The organism is Duganella sp. GW821-FHT07G03 (assembly GCF_059418605.1).
On the sequence record NZ_JBWKQE010000021.1, the window covers coordinates 112,951 to 128,269 of the forward strand.

At 64.3% G+C, this 15,319-nt stretch carries 15 protein-coding genes and 2 pseudogenes; 6 read left to right on the forward strand and 11 right to left on the reverse strand.

All coding sequences use genetic code 11. The annotated features are described in order from the left end of the window. Positions 1-4: 4 nt before the first annotated feature. Genes AC07OK_RS23415 through AC07OK_RS23425 form a run of 3 tightly spaced genes read right to left on the reverse strand, consistent with a single transcriptional unit; the run spans position 5 to position 2,111 of the window. Positions 5-1,165 (reverse strand): acyltransferase family protein, encoded by a 1,161-nt coding sequence (locus AC07OK_RS23415; protein ID WP_494692544.1) that lies wholly within the window; start codon positions 1,163-1,165, stop codon positions 5-7. A 17-nt stretch (positions 1,166-1,182) separates the two neighbouring features. Beyond that, positions 1,183-1,473, reverse strand: coding sequence for a hypothetical protein (locus AC07OK_RS23420; protein WP_494692545.1), 291 nt, complete (start codon positions 1,471-1,473; stop codon positions 1,183-1,185). After that, a complete protein-coding gene (locus tag AC07OK_RS23425; RefSeq protein WP_494692546.1) occupies positions 1,473-2,111 on the reverse strand; it encodes a DUF1906 domain-containing protein in 639 nt (212 codons plus the stop codon). Before AC07OK_RS23425 ends, AC07OK_RS23420 begins: the two co-directional genes overlap by 1 nt. Before the next feature lie 171 nt (positions 2,112-2,282). Between AC07OK_RS23425 and AC07OK_RS23430 the strand changes: the two genes are divergently transcribed. The 3 genes from AC07OK_RS23430 to AC07OK_RS23440 all read left to right on the forward strand — a co-directional run bounded on the left by AC07OK_RS23430 (position 2,283) and on the right by AC07OK_RS23440 (position 7,021). Further along, entirely contained in the window at positions 2,283-5,558 is a 3,276-nt protein-coding gene (locus AC07OK_RS23430) for an nSTAND1 domain-containing NTPase (protein WP_494692547.1), read from the forward strand. After that, positions 5,555-5,926 (forward strand): DP-EP family protein, encoded by a 372-nt coding sequence (locus tag AC07OK_RS23435; protein ID WP_494692548.1) that lies wholly within the window; start codon positions 5,555-5,557, stop codon positions 5,924-5,926. The genes AC07OK_RS23430 and AC07OK_RS23435 overlap by 4 nt, the downstream gene beginning before the upstream one ends. A 135-nt stretch (positions 5,927-6,061) precedes the next feature. Further along, positions 6,062-7,021: a M14 family metallopeptidase gene (locus tag AC07OK_RS23440; RefSeq protein ID WP_494692549.1), complete on the forward strand. Its 960-nt coding sequence runs from the start codon at positions 6,062-6,064 to the stop codon at positions 7,019-7,021. On the opposite strand, the gene sugE is transcribed toward AC07OK_RS23440, so the two are convergent. Continuing rightward, positions 7,022-7,339 carry a quaternary ammonium compound efflux SMR transporter SugE gene (gene sugE, locus AC07OK_RS23445; RefSeq protein ID WP_217943338.1) on the reverse strand — a complete coding sequence of 106 codons (318 nt, stop codon included), beginning with the start codon at positions 7,337-7,339 and terminating at the stop codon, positions 7,022-7,024. Positions 7,340-7,454: 115 nt separating this feature from the next. Between sugE and AC07OK_RS23450 the strand changes: the two genes are divergently transcribed. Then, positions 7,455-7,814, forward strand: a complete 360-nt coding sequence (locus tag AC07OK_RS23450; protein ID WP_020706272.1) for a DUF1304 domain-containing protein — start codon at positions 7,455-7,457, stop codon at positions 7,812-7,814. On the opposite strand, the gene AC07OK_RS23455 is transcribed toward AC07OK_RS23450, so the two are convergent. After that, a complete protein-coding gene (locus tag AC07OK_RS23455) occupies positions 7,811-8,872 on the reverse strand; it encodes a hypothetical protein (protein ID WP_494692550.1) in 1,062 nt (353 codons plus the stop codon). The genes AC07OK_RS23450 and AC07OK_RS23455 overlap by 4 nt on opposite strands. Before the next feature lie 128 nt (positions 8,873-9,000). Here AC07OK_RS23455 and AC07OK_RS23460 point away from each other — a divergent pair, with 128 nt between their 5' ends. Both AC07OK_RS23460 and AC07OK_RS23465 read left to right on the forward strand, forming a co-directional pair. Then, complete coding sequence (locus AC07OK_RS23460) at positions 9,001-9,297, forward strand: ArsR/SmtB family transcription factor (RefSeq protein ID WP_492928549.1); 297 nt, start codon at positions 9,001-9,003, stop codon at positions 9,295-9,297. A gap of 10 nt (positions 9,298-9,307) precedes the next feature. Further along, a complete protein-coding gene (locus tag AC07OK_RS23465; RefSeq protein ID WP_494692551.1) occupies positions 9,308-10,363 on the forward strand; it encodes an alkene reductase in 1,056 nt (351 codons plus the stop codon). Positions 10,364-10,478: 115 nt separating this feature from the next. On the opposite strand, the gene AC07OK_RS23470 is transcribed toward AC07OK_RS23465, so the two are convergent. The 6 genes and pseudogenes from AC07OK_RS23470 to AC07OK_RS23495 form a co-directional block, all read right to left on the reverse strand. Next, complete coding sequence (locus tag AC07OK_RS23470) at positions 10,479-11,432, reverse strand: MBL fold metallo-hydrolase (RefSeq protein WP_494692552.1); 954 nt, start codon at positions 11,430-11,432, stop codon at positions 10,479-10,481. Between the two features lie 69 nt (positions 11,433-11,501). Further along, positions 11,502-12,467, reverse strand: a pseudogene (locus tag AC07OK_RS23475) (acetate kinase); the annotation flags it as partial. Positions 12,468-12,569: 102 nt separating this feature from the next. After that, positions 12,570-13,061: a hypothetical protein gene (locus AC07OK_RS23480; RefSeq protein ID WP_494692553.1), complete on the reverse strand. Its 492-nt coding sequence runs from the start codon at positions 13,059-13,061 to the stop codon at positions 12,570-12,572. Between the two features lie 12 nt (positions 13,062-13,073). After that, the gene (locus AC07OK_RS23485; RefSeq protein ID WP_494692554.1) at positions 13,074-13,751 is read right to left on the reverse strand and encodes a C39 family peptidase; all 678 of its coding nucleotides are present in this window, start codon (positions 13,749-13,751) and stop codon (positions 13,074-13,076) included. Further along, complete coding sequence (locus AC07OK_RS23490; protein ID WP_494692555.1) at positions 13,748-14,149, reverse strand: hypothetical protein; 402 nt, start codon at positions 14,147-14,149, stop codon at positions 13,748-13,750. The genes AC07OK_RS23485 and AC07OK_RS23490 overlap by 4 nt, the downstream gene beginning before the upstream one ends. 66 nt (positions 14,150-14,215) lie before the next feature. Next, positions 14,216-15,319 (reverse strand): annotated as a pseudogene (locus tag AC07OK_RS23495) (hypothetical protein); the annotation flags it as partial.

The window sequence follows — 15,319 nt, forward strand, 5'->3', positions numbered from 1 at the left end:
CAACTTAAGCGACGGCGCCAGCCGGTGCGACCGCCCGGGCGAAATTGCCCGGCACGTAGCGGTCGCGCAGCTTCATGAACGGCGTCTCCACCAGCAGATGCAACAGCCAGCCCGCCAGCAGGCTGGCCGCACTCATCAACACGATGGCCTGCCAACTATTCGGCCCCCAGCCCTCGGCCTGGAACGGCGCGCGCAGCAGCACGCACAGCGTCTTGTGCGTCAGGTAGATCGCGTACGACCACAGCGCGATGCTGGCCGCGCCCGGCACCCGCAACCTTTGCAGCAGCGAGCCGGGACTCAAGGCCGCAATCAACAACAATGTAAAACTCAGGCCCAGCATCGGATAGCCGATCACCGTCATCGAGTAGCTGTAATGATCGTCGATGAACAGCGACCAGGTCAGCGCCAACAGTCCAGCACCGGCCGCCAACGCCCAGTTGCCGCGCGAAGTGAGCCGCGCCCAGGCGCCGGCGTGATGGTTTTTCAGCAGCGCCAGCGCGACGCCGGCCACCAGCTCATCGAAGCGGCACAGCGACGAGTAATAGATCAACGTGTAGTAATGAAAACCGCCCTGCTCCTCCGGCCCGACATATTGGGTCCACAGATGGCTGCGGATCGCCATGCCGGCCAGCAGCGTGCCGATCACCGCCAGCCAGGCCAGCAGCAACGGCCTGCGGCAGGCCGCGATCGCCAGCGCCACGGCCGGCAGCAGGAAATAGAACTGTTCCTCGACGCACAGCGACCACGCGTGCGAAAACGCCGTGCCCGGCATCAGCTGGATATTTTGGGTGAAAGTCAGGAACTTCCACAGCGGCGGCAGCACGCTGGTGCCACGAAACGCCGGCCACAAGGCGTACAGCGCCAGCACAAAGTAAAAATTCGGCAAAGTACGCAGCAGGCGGCGCGCGTAAAAACGCACCAGCGAAAAGCGCTCGCCGTCCTCGGACAGCCGCGAACGACAGATGCCGCCCAGGATCTGGTTGCCGATCAAATAACCGCTGAGCGCAAAAAACAGGTCGACACCGGTCCAGCCGATCTCGCCGAACCAGCCAAAAGTCGGGCTTCCACTGACAAACAGCATGTAATGGTTGGCAAACACCAGCACGATGGCCAGCGCACGCAAGGTATCGAGGCCGGAATTTCGGCCTTGGAAAATTGGATTCATCCGCGCATCTTAACAAATCAGGGTGAAATCACCATATTGAGCACCTTGTCGGCTAAGCTCAGCACCGCCGTGCTGCCGGCCGCGATCGCGTAGTTGTGGCCGTGGCCGGAGTAATAGTCGATGGTGCCGAGCCGGATGCTGTCGATCGCCGCGCTGACGCCGTTGCTGATGGTATAGGCCGACAGCAGCATGTCCGGCGCCGTCACGAACTTCAGCACCACATCCTGCCCCGTATTGTTAAGAAAAATCGTCTTGGACGGCTTGACCGTCTTCAGCGTGACGGCTTCGGTGAACAATATGGTCTGCATCACAGCACCCTGAACAGGCCTGCCGGATAGCCGTCGTTGGTGCGCGTCAGGTCGACGCTGATGTGTTTGCCGTCATCGACCGGCAGGCTGGCGGCCGCCAACTGCTTGAGGTTGAAGCCGACATAGTCGCGCGAGCCGTGGTAGTCCGGCGACGGCGACAACCAGCTCAACGCCGCCAGCCCCCTGAACAACATCGCCTCGCAGCAGGCGCCGGAGCCGTACACACCGACCTGATACTTGGGCTCGCCCGGCCCGGCCGCGCGAAACGCCTGGTTGATGCCTTCGAAATATGCGCTGACCGGGCCGGCGATGGCTTCCATCGACGGATTGAAATCCACGGCAAAGTAAATCGCCGAGCCGGACGGCTGCGTGATGACCTGCTGCGCCATCAAATAAGCGGCGGCGCCGTCGGCGCAACCTTGCGCCCGGCTGAAATAGTTCAGGTGGTCGCCGCCGGCCTGCCACAGCGCGCCGATCTGGATGCTGGCGTCGGTCAGCGAACGCGCCTCGGCCAGCGACAGGCTCTTGCCCGCCTGGTGGCTGTAATAGCGTATCGCAAAATCGATCCCTTGTTGCTTAATAGCAATCGCGTGCTGCGTCAGTTCAAATGGCGCTTTCAGACCAGTCAAAACAATCATGACATCTCCGGTAGATGGGGGGTGTGGTTTCCCCGTGTTAATGTTAGTATTTGCAAAATATGTAGATATGAAACAACTGTAGTCATTCCATCCAGATTTGGCCTTCCGGAAACCTTCCGAAGGCCAAACCATTGATTACAAAGCCTTTATTTCTGAACAAAGAAGGTCCGTGTGAACCACAAAAGCTTTCGTTTCGGGCAGTGGCGGGTCGATCCCGCCACCAATACACTCAGTTGCGGCGACCTGAACCGCCAACTGGAGCCGCGCGCCATGGATGTTTTGTTGCATCTGTGCAAACATCCACATGTGGTGGTCTCCGCCGAAACCTTGCTTGATGCGTGCTGGGGCGACGTCTCCCCCAGCGACAACGCGATCCACAAAATCATCACCCAGCTGCGCCGGGCGCTGGACGATTCGGCGGTCGAGCCGCGCTATATCGAAACCATCCGCAAGCGCGGCTATCGCCTGCTGGCCGAACTGAGCTACGACGACGACGTCAGCAACGGCAGCTGGCTGCACGCCTCGCCGTTCCGCGGCCTGGAGGCGTTCGAGGAGCAGCACGCCGCGATCTTCTTCGGCCGCAAGCTCGGCGTCGATCAACTGGTGCAGGTGGTGGTCAGCCAGGTACAGGCCGCCTGCGCGATGGTGCTGGTGCTGGGACCGTCGGGCGCCGGCAAGACCTCGCTGGTGCAGGCCGGCCTGATCCCGGCGCTGAAGGCGGGCGCCGCGCCGGCCGAGTCCGGCCTGGCGATCGCCAGCCATCTGCAACTGGACTGCGCCGACATGGACCAGGCCGGCCTGCTCGACACCTTGGCCAGCGTGCTGCTCGATGCCGAGCTGGACGGCCGTCTACTGTTTGAGAACAGCAGCGCCGCGACGCTGGCCCAGCGTATGGCGCAAGATCTGCCGGGATTGATCGCCCAGCTGCAGGCGCAGTTGCCATCGATCCGGCTGATGCTGTTTATCGACCGCTTCGAAGCCATCTTCCGTCTGCCGCACATCGGCGAGCAGGAGCGGGCCGTGTTCATCCACGTGCTCGACCAGCTGGCGCGTGCCGGCTGCATCCTGCTCGTGCTGGCCTGCCGCAACGACTTCTACCCTCATCTGACGGCCTACCCGGCGCTGATGAGTATGAAGCTGCGCGGCGGCCACTTCGACCTGGCGCCGCCCGGCGCGGCCGACATCGCCCAGATCATCCGCCACCCGGTGCAAGTGGCGCAGCTGCGCTACACGGTCGACGCGGCCAGCGGTGAATCGCTGGACCAGGTGCTGATCGACGCCGCCAGGGCCGGCCCGGATACGCTGCCGCTGCTGCAATACTGCCTGCAAGAGCTGTACCGCCTGCGCACTCCCGACGGCGAGCTGAGCCACGCAAGCTTCCACGCGCTGGGCGGCCTGGAAGGTGCGATCGGCGCACGCGCGGAGCAAGTCATCTCGGCGCTGGGCAGCGCGCAGATCGCCGCGCTGCCGCACGTGCTGTCGCAACTGGTGCTGGTAGCGGAAGACGAATCGACCGTCACCTCGCGCCGCGTGCCATGGTCGGCGCTGCGCGACGAGGCCGATCATGCGCTGGTGCAGGCGCTGGTCGATGCTCACCTGTTTGTCAGTGATCTGCACGGCGGCGCTCCGGCGTTCGGCATCGCTCATGAGGCATTGCTGCGGCGCTGGCCGCGCGTGGTCGCGTGGATTGAAGAACACCGCCAAGCTTTGCAGGTGCGCAGCCGCATCAGCGCACAAGCCAAGCGCTGGCAGGACAGCGGCCGCAAACCCGATATGCTGCTGCCGTCCGGCACCCAGGCCAATCAAGCGCGCCTGCTGCTCAAGACCAGCAACTTCAGCTTCACGCCGCAGGAACAGGCATTTGTCCACGCCTCGCTACAAGGCGTGCGGCGCGGCGAGCGACTGCGATTGACGATCACCATTGTCATGGCCGGGCTGACGCTGCTGGCCGGCGGCATGTTCCTGATGGCGCGCTCGGCGCAGCAGGCAGCCGAACGGCACCGCACCGAGGCCGAGGAGTTGATGGGATATATGCTGGGCGACTTCGTCGACAAGCTGCGGCCGTTGGGCAAGCTGGACTTGCTCGATAGCGTCAGCAACCGCGCATTGAAATATCTATCCGATCCAGCGCGTGGCGATGATGGGGATGCGGCACTGGCTCAGCGCGCTAAGTCCTTGCAAGTGCTGTCCGAGGTCAAGATCGCGCGTGGCGATTCAACCGGCGCAAACACTGCCCTGTTAGCCGGCCACAACATACTACGCAAGCAACTACAAACAAAACCCAACGATGGCGCTTTGCTTAAAAGCGCAGGGGAAAATGCGTTTTGGCTCGGCCAAATCCGACTGGATCGGAAAGACTGGAATGAGTCGCGACGCTATTTTGAGGAGTATCTTAGCTACGCAGACCGCCGGGCAGCTGCCGCTCCAGACTCTGTCGATGCCTGGATCGAACAGTCCTACGCCCATAACAATCTTGGCACTGTAGCCTTACACAGCGGCGATGTACAACGCTCAGCCCAAGAATTCGCACTTTCGGTGGCGCTAAAACAACGCGCCTATGCCAACAATCCTAAAAACCCCAAGTTGGCCGCCGATCTGGCGAACAGCTTGTCGTGGCAGGCGCGCGCCCAGGTTCAGCTGGGCAAATTGGAGTTGGCCGAAACCTTGGGAGCACGCGAACTAGCGCTCCTGCAAACGCTTCACGATAGCAATCCGACGGCAACTTTATGGGTCAACACATTGGCCGCCGCCTGGACACATCAATCAGATCTCAAACAGGCGCGCGGTGACCTGATCGGCAGTCATCAGGCCGTTCAGCAAGCTCACGCTTTGCTAAGCGCGATTGTTGAAAAAGATCCGAGCAATCGCACTTGGCAGCGCAATTTGTATATCGCCGAGCTGCGCCTGATCGAAACGGAAAACGGACAACGCAATTCAGCACTAACACTGACCCAGTTAGACACGCTTCAGCAGAATTTTGCCGAACTAAGCCGGCTTGAGCCAAAAAAAATCAACCTCCAAGTCATGGTCGCCAACGTACAGCAGCGCAAGGCGGCGATACAACTACAGGAACGCAAATACCAAGACGCAAATACGAGCTTGATTCCAGCGTTGCAGAAACTAAAGCAGCTATACGCATCCACCCAATCCGATCAAGTGATACGAAATAGTCTTGCCAACGCGTTGTTGCTGAGCGCGGAAATGAATGAACAAGGAGACCGCAATACCGCACGTCATCATTGCGAAGCCGTGCGTGCCATGCTTCAACCACTGGTTAAGGACAGCGCCGACTTCAACATACTCGCACCTTGGGTCAAGGCCCACGCCTGCCTGGACCAAGTCGAAGAAGCAGCACCGATGCGTAAGCAATTGGAAGCGATGTCTTATCGCGATCTTAATTACATTCAATACCTTTCCACCCACCCACTAAAGAAGACAAATTCATGAGCAAACTCATTCCTTCCACACCATTCATCAACATTCTGGTCAAGGTCAAGCCAGGCACCACACCAAACACGTATATCGTAGAAACCGCTCCGGCAGCTCCGTCCATCACGCAGCCCGATACCGTTATTAACTACCAAATCTTTGACAGCGGAAAAAACGATATCGTATTCAACAGTGAATGCGGAATGACCGTCATACCGCCAAACAACGGCCAACTGAGCCCTCCTAGCGTAAGCATCAGCGGCAAACAACTTACCTTCACCGATGCCAATACGGTCAAGATGACGTTGAACATCACCCTAAACTTCCAGGATGAAAAGGGTGTGCAATTCATGCACGACCCTGAGGTGCAAAACGATCCAGACTGATCGGCAAGACAATCAATCAACTGACGTCCGGCGCCAGCAGCGGTAAGCCGCGCTGGCGCCGACGCCCCCCAATCGGCATTGCACTCTAGTTTAGTCGAGTTAAACTGCGACTTCAGCCGAAGACCAGGAACCCGAATGATCGACGCCAGCCATCAACAATTCAAATCCATTCAGTACTGCGGCCAATTGACCGGCACGCGGCTGATCGTCACCGGCGCCGTGCATGGCAACGAGACCTGCGGCACCAGCGCCATCGCGCGCGTGATGCAGCAGCTGGACAGCGGCGAGCTGACGATACGCAAAGGCAGCGTCACCTTCGTCCCAGTCGCCAATCCGCTGGCCTACGCCAAGGGCGAACGCTCCGGCGAACGCAACCTGAACCGCAACCTGTTCCCCAATCCGAATCCGCAAGACTTCGAAGACCGCGTGGCCAACTGGCTATGCCCGCTGCTGGCGCAGCACGATGTACTGTTGGACCTGCACTCGTTCAACGCCGCCAGCGAACCGTTCGTCATGGTCGGCCCGCGCAACAACGACGGTCCGCTGGAACCGTTCCGGCACGCGCAGCAGGAGCGCGCGATGGCGCGCCGGCTTGGCGTGCGGCGCTTCGTCGATGGCTGGCTGCGCACCTACGGCGCCGGTGTGCAGCGCCGCCTGCGCGACGACAGTCAGCTGGAAACCGTGCTGCGCTACGGCATGGGCACCACCGAATACATGCGCAGCACCGGCGGCTACGCGCTGACGCTCGAATGCGGCCAGCACGCCGATCCGCAAGCGCCCGAGGTCGGCTACCGCGCCATCATAAACACCCTGGCCTTCCTCGGCCTAATCGATGCGCCGTCGCCGCCGCCGATCGCCGACGAGGCGATGGAGGCGCTCAGCATGGTCGCGGTCTACGACAAGCAGCATGCCGACGATAGTTTCAGCCGCGCCTGGTCCAGCTTCGATCCGGTGCGGCAAGGCGAGCAGATCGGCACGCGCGCCGACGGCACGCCGGTGCTGGCCGAGTTCGACGGCCGCATCCTGTTCCCCGACGCCGCGGCCGGCGCCAACAGCGAATGGTATTACCTCACGCGCGCCAATCCCGGCTTCTGATCAGACGGTCGACAGCTTCAGGCCGACGATGCCGCCGATGATCATGGCGATGCAGCCCACGCGCAATGCGCTGGCCGGTTCGTTGAGCACGACGATGCCGAAGATCACGGTGCCGACGGTGCCGATGCCGGTCCAGATCGCATAGGCCGTGCCCAGCGGCAGCGTGCGCAGCGCCAGGCCCAGCAAGGCGACGCTGCCGGCCATCGCGGCCAGCGTCAATGCCGTCGGCAGCGGTTTGCTGAAGCCGTCGGTGTATTTGAGTCCGACCGCCCACGCCACTTCCAGCAGGCCGGCCAGGATGAGGATTATCCAGGTCATCGAGTGTCTCCAAAATTGCCGGAAACTATAGCACCGGCAGCCAAACTCTGCTGGTGGCTTCCCGCCGCGCCCGCCACAGGCCATAATGCTTCATCAATAACAAGGAGGAGCATCCATGCAATTACTGGCGCAGATCGTCACCGGCCTGGTGGCGCTGATACATGTCTACATCGTGCTGTTGGAAACGGTGCTGTTTCAATCGCGCGGCCGCCGCGTGTTCGGGCTGACGCAGGAAAAGGCCGACATCGTCCAGCCGGCCATGTCCAACCAGGGTTGCTACAACGGCTTCCTGGTGGCGGCGCTGGTGGTCGGCTTTGTGCATCCGAATCCGGCCATCGCCTCGGCCTTCACGGTGTTCGGCCTGGCTTGCGTGGCGGTGGCCGGCGTGTGGGGCGGCGTCACGGTCAAGCGTTCGATCCTGCTGATCCAGACCCTGCCGGCGCTGATCGCGCTGGCCCTGCACTTCGCCGGCTAAGCGCCGGCAGGCTTGGCGCCGTTCAGGCTCGGCAAGGTGATGGTCTCGATCACCACCGGCGCCGGCTGCTCGGTAGCCGGCTTGGCGCCGCTGCCGCGCAGGGCCAGCAGCCAGCCGATGCCGTCGAACCAGAACGGCGCGCCCAGCGACGAGGCGAAGGCCGTGACGATCCAGCCCATCAGCGCGAACGCCAGCGCCGCCATGAAGGCGCCCACGCCTTTGCCACCAAGCGCCGCAAAGCGCGACGACGGCCAGCCTATCGGCAGCGCCAGCACCGCTTGACTATCTTTTTTCGCTTCCATCACCTGGCTCATCGGCGTGGCAGCCGGCGCGCCGGCCACCGCGGCCGCGACCGGCTTCATGCGGCCGGCCGCGATGGCGTCGGCGCCCTGCTGCGCCAGCGTAGCCGCCGCTGCGTTGTCGCTCCACAGACGCTGGCTCAATTGCAGCGCATCGATATTCATCGCGCCCGCATAAAACAGGCCGATGCAAAACAGCACCAGCTGTGAACGCCGCTTGTACCAGCCGGTGATGCGGTCCATCACCGTGTCGTACCAGATGCGCACGGCGCTTTCCAGCGCGGCCAGGTCGTCAGGCCCCTCGCCCATCAGCGCCAGCAGCGTGCGGCTCAAGCCTTCATTGCCCAGGTTGGCCAGCAACAGCGCCGCCGTTTGTCCCTTGCCGTATTTGGCCGTCAGGGTGGACACGAAGGCCCGCGCGAAAATCGCCGACGGGATGTAGGACGGCATGCGGCCCTGCTGCGCCAGCCCGGTGATCAGGGGATGGGTCATCACGGCGGCCGATAGCGAATGCGGCCCCAGCTTGGCCAGGTTGAAGCCGTCGTCCATGCGCAGCAAGCGCTTGATCGACGGCATGACGCCGCGCAGGCGGGACTTGCCGGCCGGCTCGTGCAACATGGTCAGCACGCCGTCCAGCAGCACCTTGGCGCGGGTCTGGAACAGCGAGGCGATCGCTTCGCGGGTGGCGCTGCACAGCAGGCTCACGGCCAGGAAAGTGTAGGACAGCCCGATGGCCACATCCAGGTAATGACTCGACATACGGCCCTCATTAAACTTCGAACAATGTTCCCATAACATAAATGATTTTTTGGCCGTCAGCACGTTTTTCTTTTATATCGTAATATGCCGATATTGAAATCGGAAAAAGACGATCCATATATCGTTACATGCAAATGGACATAGACGCTATCCACAAAGCCCTCGCCAACCCGATGCGGCGCCAGATCCTGGCGTGGCTGAAGGAGCCTGAGGTGTATTTCGCAGACCAGCAGCATCCGCTAAGCCTAGGGGTGTGCGCCGGCCTGATCGACCGACGTTGTGCATTGTCGCAATCGACGGTGTCGGCGCATCTGGCCACCCTGCTCAAGGCGGGCCTGATCACGTCGCACCGCGTGGGGCAATGGAATTATTTTAAACGCGACGAAGCGACCATCCAGGCCTTCATCGATCAAATGACTTTATAGGAAACTCATCATGGCAAATCTTTTCGACCCGCTCACCATCGGCGACCTCACCCTGAAAAACCGCATCGTCATGGCGCCGCTGACCCGCGCCCGCGCCGTCGGCGGCGCCCGCGTGCCCAACGCGCTGATGGCCAAGTACTACGTGCAGCGCGCCAGCGCCGGCCTGATCCTGAGCGAAGCGACCGCCGTCACGCCGCAGGGCGTGGGCTATGCGGACACGCCGGGCCTGTGGTCGGACGAGCAGGTCGAGGGCTGGAAATTGGTGACCGAGGCCGTGCACCAGGCTGGCGGCGTGATCTTCGCCCAGCTGTGGCATGTGGGCCGCGTCTCGGACCCGAGCTTCCTGAACGGCGACGCGCCGGTGTCGGCCAGCGCCATCGCCGCCGACGGCCACGTCAGCCTGCTGCGTCCGCAGCGCGCGTATCCGGTGCCGCGCGCGCTCGATACCGAAGAGTTGGCCGGCATCGTCGCCGCCTACAAGCTGGGCGCGGAAAACGCCAAGAAGGCCGGCTTCGACGGCGTGGAAATCCACGGCGCCAACGGCTACCTGCTCGACCAGTTCCTGCAAGACAAAACCAACCAGCGCAACGACAACTACGGCGGTTCGATCGAGAACCGCGCGCGCCTGATGCTGGAAGTGACCGACGCCTGCATCGCCGTCTGGGGGGGCGGCCGGGTCGGCATGCACCTGGCGCCGCGCCGCGACGCGCACGACATGGGCGATTCCAACCCGGCCGCCACCTTCGGCTACGTGGCGCGCGAGCTGGGCAAGCGCAAGATCGCCTTCATCTGCGCGCGCGAAGCGGTGGGCGAAGACAGCCTGGGACCGTTGTTGAAGCAGGAATTCGGCGGCGTCTACATCGCCAATGAAAAGATGGACAAGCAGACCGCGCAGCAAGTACTGGACGCCGGCACCGCCGACGCCATCGCCTTCGGCAAGGCCTTCATCGCCAACCCGGACCTGCCGCGCCGCCTGCAACTGGACGCCCCGCTGAACGAGTGGAAAGCTGAAACCTTCTATGCCCCGGCGGAAGAAGGCTACACCGACTACCCAGCGCTGGCATAAAGCCAGCGGCGCCGATTGCCGTCGTTCCCGCGAAAGCGGGAATCCATAGTATGCGTCCAAGGCGGGCTCAGTATGGATTCCCGCCTGCGCGGGAATGACGTGGAAGCGCTCTCCTTTAGCGCGGCAGCGCGTAGTTGACCGGCACGAAGTCGTAGCCCTTGCCGTTGGCGCGCACGTGGCCCAGCGCCGGGAACGACAGGTGCGACGCGCCGATCAGGTAGCCGCCCTTGGCCGCCGCCGCGAACGCTTCCTTGCGCTCGGCGATGGCCGCCTTGCTGTCGCTGTCGAAGTTGACGCCGACGCCAGGATTCTCAAACTGCACCGCCTGCACGTGCAGCAAATCCCCCAGCAACACCAGCTTCTGCCCCGCGCTCTCGACCACGTAGGTGATGTGGCCCGGCGTGTGCCCGCCGTTGAAATACGATTTGATGCCCGGCACCAGCTCGCTGTTGGCGATGATGGGCTGGAACTTGCCGGCCTTGACGTAGGGATTGAGCGACATCATCGCGCCCTGGAAGTCTTCCTTCTCTTCGCCGCTCGCTTTGTCCAGGTTGCTCTGGTTCAGATAGTAGTCCGCATCGAGCTTGCCGGCCCGCACCACCGCGTTCGGGAACACCCGCTGCTCATTGGCCGCCAACCCGCCGACATGGTCGCCGTGCATGTGGCTGATGTAGATCTCGTCCACCTGCTCCGGCTTGTAGCCCGAGGCCTTGAAGTTGGCCAGCAGCTTGCCGGCCGTCGGGCCGAACAGGCTGGCGGCGCCGGCGTCGATCAGCACCAGCTTGCTGCCGGTGTTGATCAGGAAGGCGTTGACCGAGGTTTCCACCGGACTCTTCAGGAACGCCTTGGCCAGCGCCGCATTGGTCTTGGCCGGCGGCTGCTTGAGCAACTGGTCGACCGGCAAATCAATGCTGCCGTCGTTGAGCACGGTGACCTCGAAGTCGCCCAGCGTGGCGCGGTAAAAACCGGGCGCCTGGAACTTGGCCATCGGCGCGGCGGCCTGCGCCATCGAACAGGCGGCGGCCACCGCCAGCACGGCTGCGGATCGGGTCAAGGTGGTGGTGATCATGGCGTCCCTATTATGTTGACTAGCAAGAGACGCTACGATACCGCAAAATCAACTTGCTTGCTAACTCGACTAGAACGTCATCGGCATGCGGAACGATAGTTGCACGTCCGGCGTGTCGCGCGTCAGCCCGGCGCCGACCGAGACATTGATGGTGCGCTTGTCGCTGATCCGAAACGACAAACCCATCAGCAGCGTCCCCAGCTGGGTGCGCACCGAGCCCGGCACCGGCACGCCGTTCTGCCGCGTGCGCGCGATCGAGCTGTGGTCGTAGCCAAAGCTGATCAGCGCCTTGTCGTTCAAGGCCAGGCCGACGCCGAAATTAAAGCCCAGCACATCGCCCGGCGCCACCGTGCCCAGCGGCTCCCAGTCGCCGTTCAAGACCTTGCGGTTGACGTTGCTGCGCTTGAAGTTGTACAGGTAGCTGACGCTGCCGAACAGGATGGCCGGATCGCTGGCGTACAGCCACGTCAGGCTGGGCTGCACCGCGTAAAAGCCCGAGCCGGTCGGCAGGTCCAGCGGCAGGCCGGTGCCGGTGGCGTTGGGTCCCACGCAACGCTTGCTGCAATCGGTGATCACGCTGAAGGGATCGGTGCCGGTGCGCGATTTCACGCGCAGCCCGGCCACGTAGTACGGCCGGTCCGGCGCGCCCTGGTTGAGCTGGTAGCGCAGCGCCAGCTCGGCGTCGCCCACGCCCTTGCCGCTGGTCTCGAACACATTGTCGACGCCGGTGCCGGTGAAAATCTCGCGGCTGACGGTGGAGTCGGACCGGTAGACATAGGGCAGCTTCAACTCCAGCTCGGCACGATTGCTCAAGCCGTAGCGCAGGCTGACGGCGCCGGTCAGGGTATTGCGCTTGACCTCGCGCACATCGACCAAACCGATCAGCAAGGCCGGGATGATGGTGTAGCCGACCAACACCACCCGGTTGCTGGACGAGTAGCCGAACTGCATCGACGGCTCCAGCACCAGCTTGCCGCGCGGCGTCAGCACGCCGGGCTGTTCGAACAAGGGCGCCACCGCCGGCGGCTGCGCCTCGCCCCCCTGCGCCTGCGCCGCCGCGCACGCCGCCAACGCCCACAGCGCCACCGCGCCGTCCTGCCATCTTGCACCTCGCATCGCTGCCCTCCTGAGTTGTGTTCATTTCGGTCCCACCGCACCGCTCAGGGCGTCGCGCAACAGGGTTTCAAAGTTGACGGCCTTGAGCAACGCCAGATTGCTGACGCTGGTGCTGATGGTGGTCTGGCTGCGGATGGCCTGGTCGTTGACGCTGTTCTGTATCAGCAAGGCGCCCATGCCCGTCGCGGCCGGCAGCGGATCGACCGCGTTGCCGGCGCCGTTCTGCACCACCACATTGGCCAGCGCATCGCTGGCCATCTGTGCTTCCACCGCACTCAACTTTGTCACATCGGCGATCGCAAAACGACTATTCGCTACAACACTGCCATTGATCGAAACCAAACGTTCGACACCTAGCGAGACCACCAGGCCGTTGCCCAGGTCGTAGCCGCCGCGCGCCTGTTCCAGCCGCGCATCATCGACGGCGGTCCAGCCGTCGGTCGGGTCCGGCAAATCGCCGGCGTGTGCCGCCGCCCCGCAGGCCAGCAGCACGCTCAGGATGCTTGTGCGCATGCGCGCCTCCGTTCAGTAATTGCCGCTGCCGTTCTTGGGCAGGGTGATGTCGGTCAGGCTGGCGCGGTTGATGCCCTCGCCCAGCGGCGCGCGCGGCGCGACGCGCCACTCGGCCGCCTGGTTGAAGTGCGGCTTGCCCGGCCAGTTGTGTATCACGAACAGCAACTGGTCTTGCCAGAGCGCCTCGAAATCGGCGCGCCGCACGGCCCGCGTGCCGCCGGCCGGATCGCCCAGCAGCACCCGCCCCTCGTCCATGCCCTTGATGACGACGAAATGTTCATAACCGTTTTCACGGATGCGCACGATGGCCGGAAACGCCGCCTCGGCCAGCTTGTGCAGCGGTTGCTGGTAGCCGTCGGCGATGAAGCCCAGCGTGGCCAGGTAGCGCTTCATGTCCAGCAGCGAAAAGCCTTCGCGCTGTATTTTCTGCTGGTCGCCGTGCGCGTACATGGCGTCGAACGCCTGCCGTTCGCTGATGGGCGTATCGTAGTGGTAGCTGAGCAGCGTCGCCACCGCCGCCGAGCCGCAACTGAAATCGAATTGCTGGCGCACGGTGGAGCGGAAGCGCGCCTCCTTCAGGCTGGTGACGTGCAGCGCATAGCTGCCGCCGGCCACGCCGGGCAAGTCCGCCGCGCCGGCCTGGCCGCACGCGATGGCGGCCAGTACGATGATGCATGCTGGTGTTTTCATTTCATCTGGATGTTGATGATGGTGGCGTTCTGGATCAGCACATTGGCGCCGGAGTTCTGTATCGCCACCGGCAAGCCGGAAGCGTTGCTGAACGAGCCGCTGCCGATGGCGTTGGCGCCGGTGTAGACGTTGACCGCCGTGTTGCCGTTGACGGCGCCGTTCAATTGCATATCGTTGTTGACCGCATCGGCGCCCGCGCGCTTGCCGGCCAGTTTGGCGGCCGGCACCGACGCGCCGTCAAAGCCGGCGGGATCGGCCGCCGTGATGACGATGGCGTCCGGCAGCAACGCCGGCCGGGATTGCGCTGCCGGCTCGGCCAGCGCTGGAATCACCGGCGCCGCCGCCACCTGTCCTGCCAGCGCCAGCGCGGCACAAAAACTGATGACTGGTATCTGCATACCGTACCCCCTGTAGATGGCGGGATGCGCGCGCCGTACCGCCGCGCCCACATCCCGCGCCCGCCATTACTTGCCGACCGACAGGTTGGCCTGGACGTTGACGCTCTGCTGCACCAGTGAAGAGATGCCGCTGTTCTGCGCCATGACCATGATGCCGGCCGCCGATTGGCCGACACTGCTCATGGTGTTGGACATGTTGAACGTGCCCGCAGTCACCGAGACGTCGCCGCCGGCGCCGCCCGCAGCACCCGCCCCGGCGCCACCGGTAGCCGCGCCACCGGTGATGGTGCCGCCCGTGCCGCCCGCGCCGCCCGTGTTGCCACCACCACCCGCACCGCCGGCGCCGCCGGCGCCGCCGGTCGAACTACCGTTGGTGGGATTGCCGTTGGTGGCCGTACCGCCAGTGGCCGCGCCGCCTGCCGCACCGTTGCCGCCGGTGTTGCTGGCCGCGCCGCTGTTGCCGCCGTTGCCGCCGGCCGCCCCCGCGCCGCCCGCCGCACCGGTGCTGGTGGCCGCACCACCGGCGCCGCCCGTGCCGCCGCCGCCCGTGGTGGCGCTCGCCCCGGCGCCGCCGGTTTGCGTCACGCCCGCGCCGGCGCCACCCGCACCGCTGGTGGCGGCGCCGCCCGCCGCGCCATTGCCGGCCGTGTTGCTGCCGCCGGTGCCGGACGCGCCTGCCCCGCTGGCGCCGCCTGCCGCACCGGCGCCGCCTGCGCCGCCGGTGGCGGTGCCGGTGCTGCTGGTGGCATTACCCGAGGTGCCCGCCCCGCCCGTGCCGGCGCCGCTGCTGCCGGTCGAGGTCTGGCTGGGCGGCGGCGTGGCCGTGGTTTCGGTACCGCTAGGCACGCCGGTGGTGTTGGCCGACGAAGCCGGACCGGTGCTGGCGCCGCCGCCGGTGCCGGTGGTGTGGGCCGCGCCCGAACCGCTGCCGGCCGCGCCGCCCGCAGCGCCCGCGCCGCCCGCCCCCGTCAAGCCGCCGGCGCCACCGGTGGCGTTGCCGGCGTTGCCGGTATTGCCGCCGTTGCCGCCATTGCTGCCGGTGGCCGCGCCGCTCAGACCGCCGTTGCCGCCGGTCGAACCGCCATTGCTGCCGCCGGCGCCGCCCGTCGCCGCGCCGGTCGCGCCGCCCAGGCCGCCCGCACCGCCGGTCGCAGCCTCGCCGCGTCCGCC

Coding starts and splice junctions, on each gene's coding strand:
- AC07OK_RS23415 (WP_494692544.1), bottom strand. CDS start 1,165: ATGAATCCAATTTTCCAAGGCCGAAATTCCGGCCTCGATACCTTGCGT.
- AC07OK_RS23420 (WP_494692545.1), bottom strand. CDS start 1,473: ATGCAGACCATATTGTTCACCGAAGCCGTCACGCTGAAGACGGTCAAG.
- AC07OK_RS23425 (WP_494692546.1), bottom strand. CDS start 2,111: ATGATTGTTTTGACTGGTCTGAAAGCGCCATTTGAACTGACGCAGCAC.
- AC07OK_RS23435 (WP_494692548.1), top strand. CDS start 5,555: ATGAGCAAACTCATTCCTTCCACACCATTCATCAACATTCTGGTCAAG.
- AC07OK_RS23440 (WP_494692549.1), top strand. CDS start 6,062: ATGATCGACGCCAGCCATCAACAATTCAAATCCATTCAGTACTGCGGC.
- sugE (WP_217943338.1), bottom strand. CDS start 7,339: ATGACCTGGATAATCCTCATCCTGGCCGGCCTGCTGGAAGTGGCGTGG.
- AC07OK_RS23450 (WP_020706272.1), top strand. CDS start 7,455: ATGCAATTACTGGCGCAGATCGTCACCGGCCTGGTGGCGCTGATACAT.
- AC07OK_RS23455 (WP_494692550.1), bottom strand. CDS start 8,872: ATGTCGAGTCATTACCTGGATGTGGCCATCGGGCTGTCCTACACTTTC.
- AC07OK_RS23460 (WP_492928549.1), top strand. CDS start 9,001: ATGCAAATGGACATAGACGCTATCCACAAAGCCCTCGCCAACCCGATG.
- AC07OK_RS23465 (WP_494692551.1), top strand. CDS start 9,308: ATGGCAAATCTTTTCGACCCGCTCACCATCGGCGACCTCACCCTGAAA.
- AC07OK_RS23470 (WP_494692552.1), bottom strand. CDS start 11,432: ATGATCACCACCACCTTGACCCGATCCGCAGCCGTGCTGGCGGTGGCC.
- AC07OK_RS23480 (WP_494692553.1), bottom strand. CDS start 13,061: ATGCGCACAAGCATCCTGAGCGTGCTGCTGGCCTGCGGGGCGGCGGCA.
- AC07OK_RS23485 (WP_494692554.1), bottom strand. CDS start 13,751: ATGAAAACACCAGCATGCATCATCGTACTGGCCGCCATCGCGTGCGGC.
- AC07OK_RS23490 (WP_494692555.1), bottom strand. CDS start 14,149: ATGCAGATACCAGTCATCAGTTTTTGTGCCGCGCTGGCGCTGGCAGGA.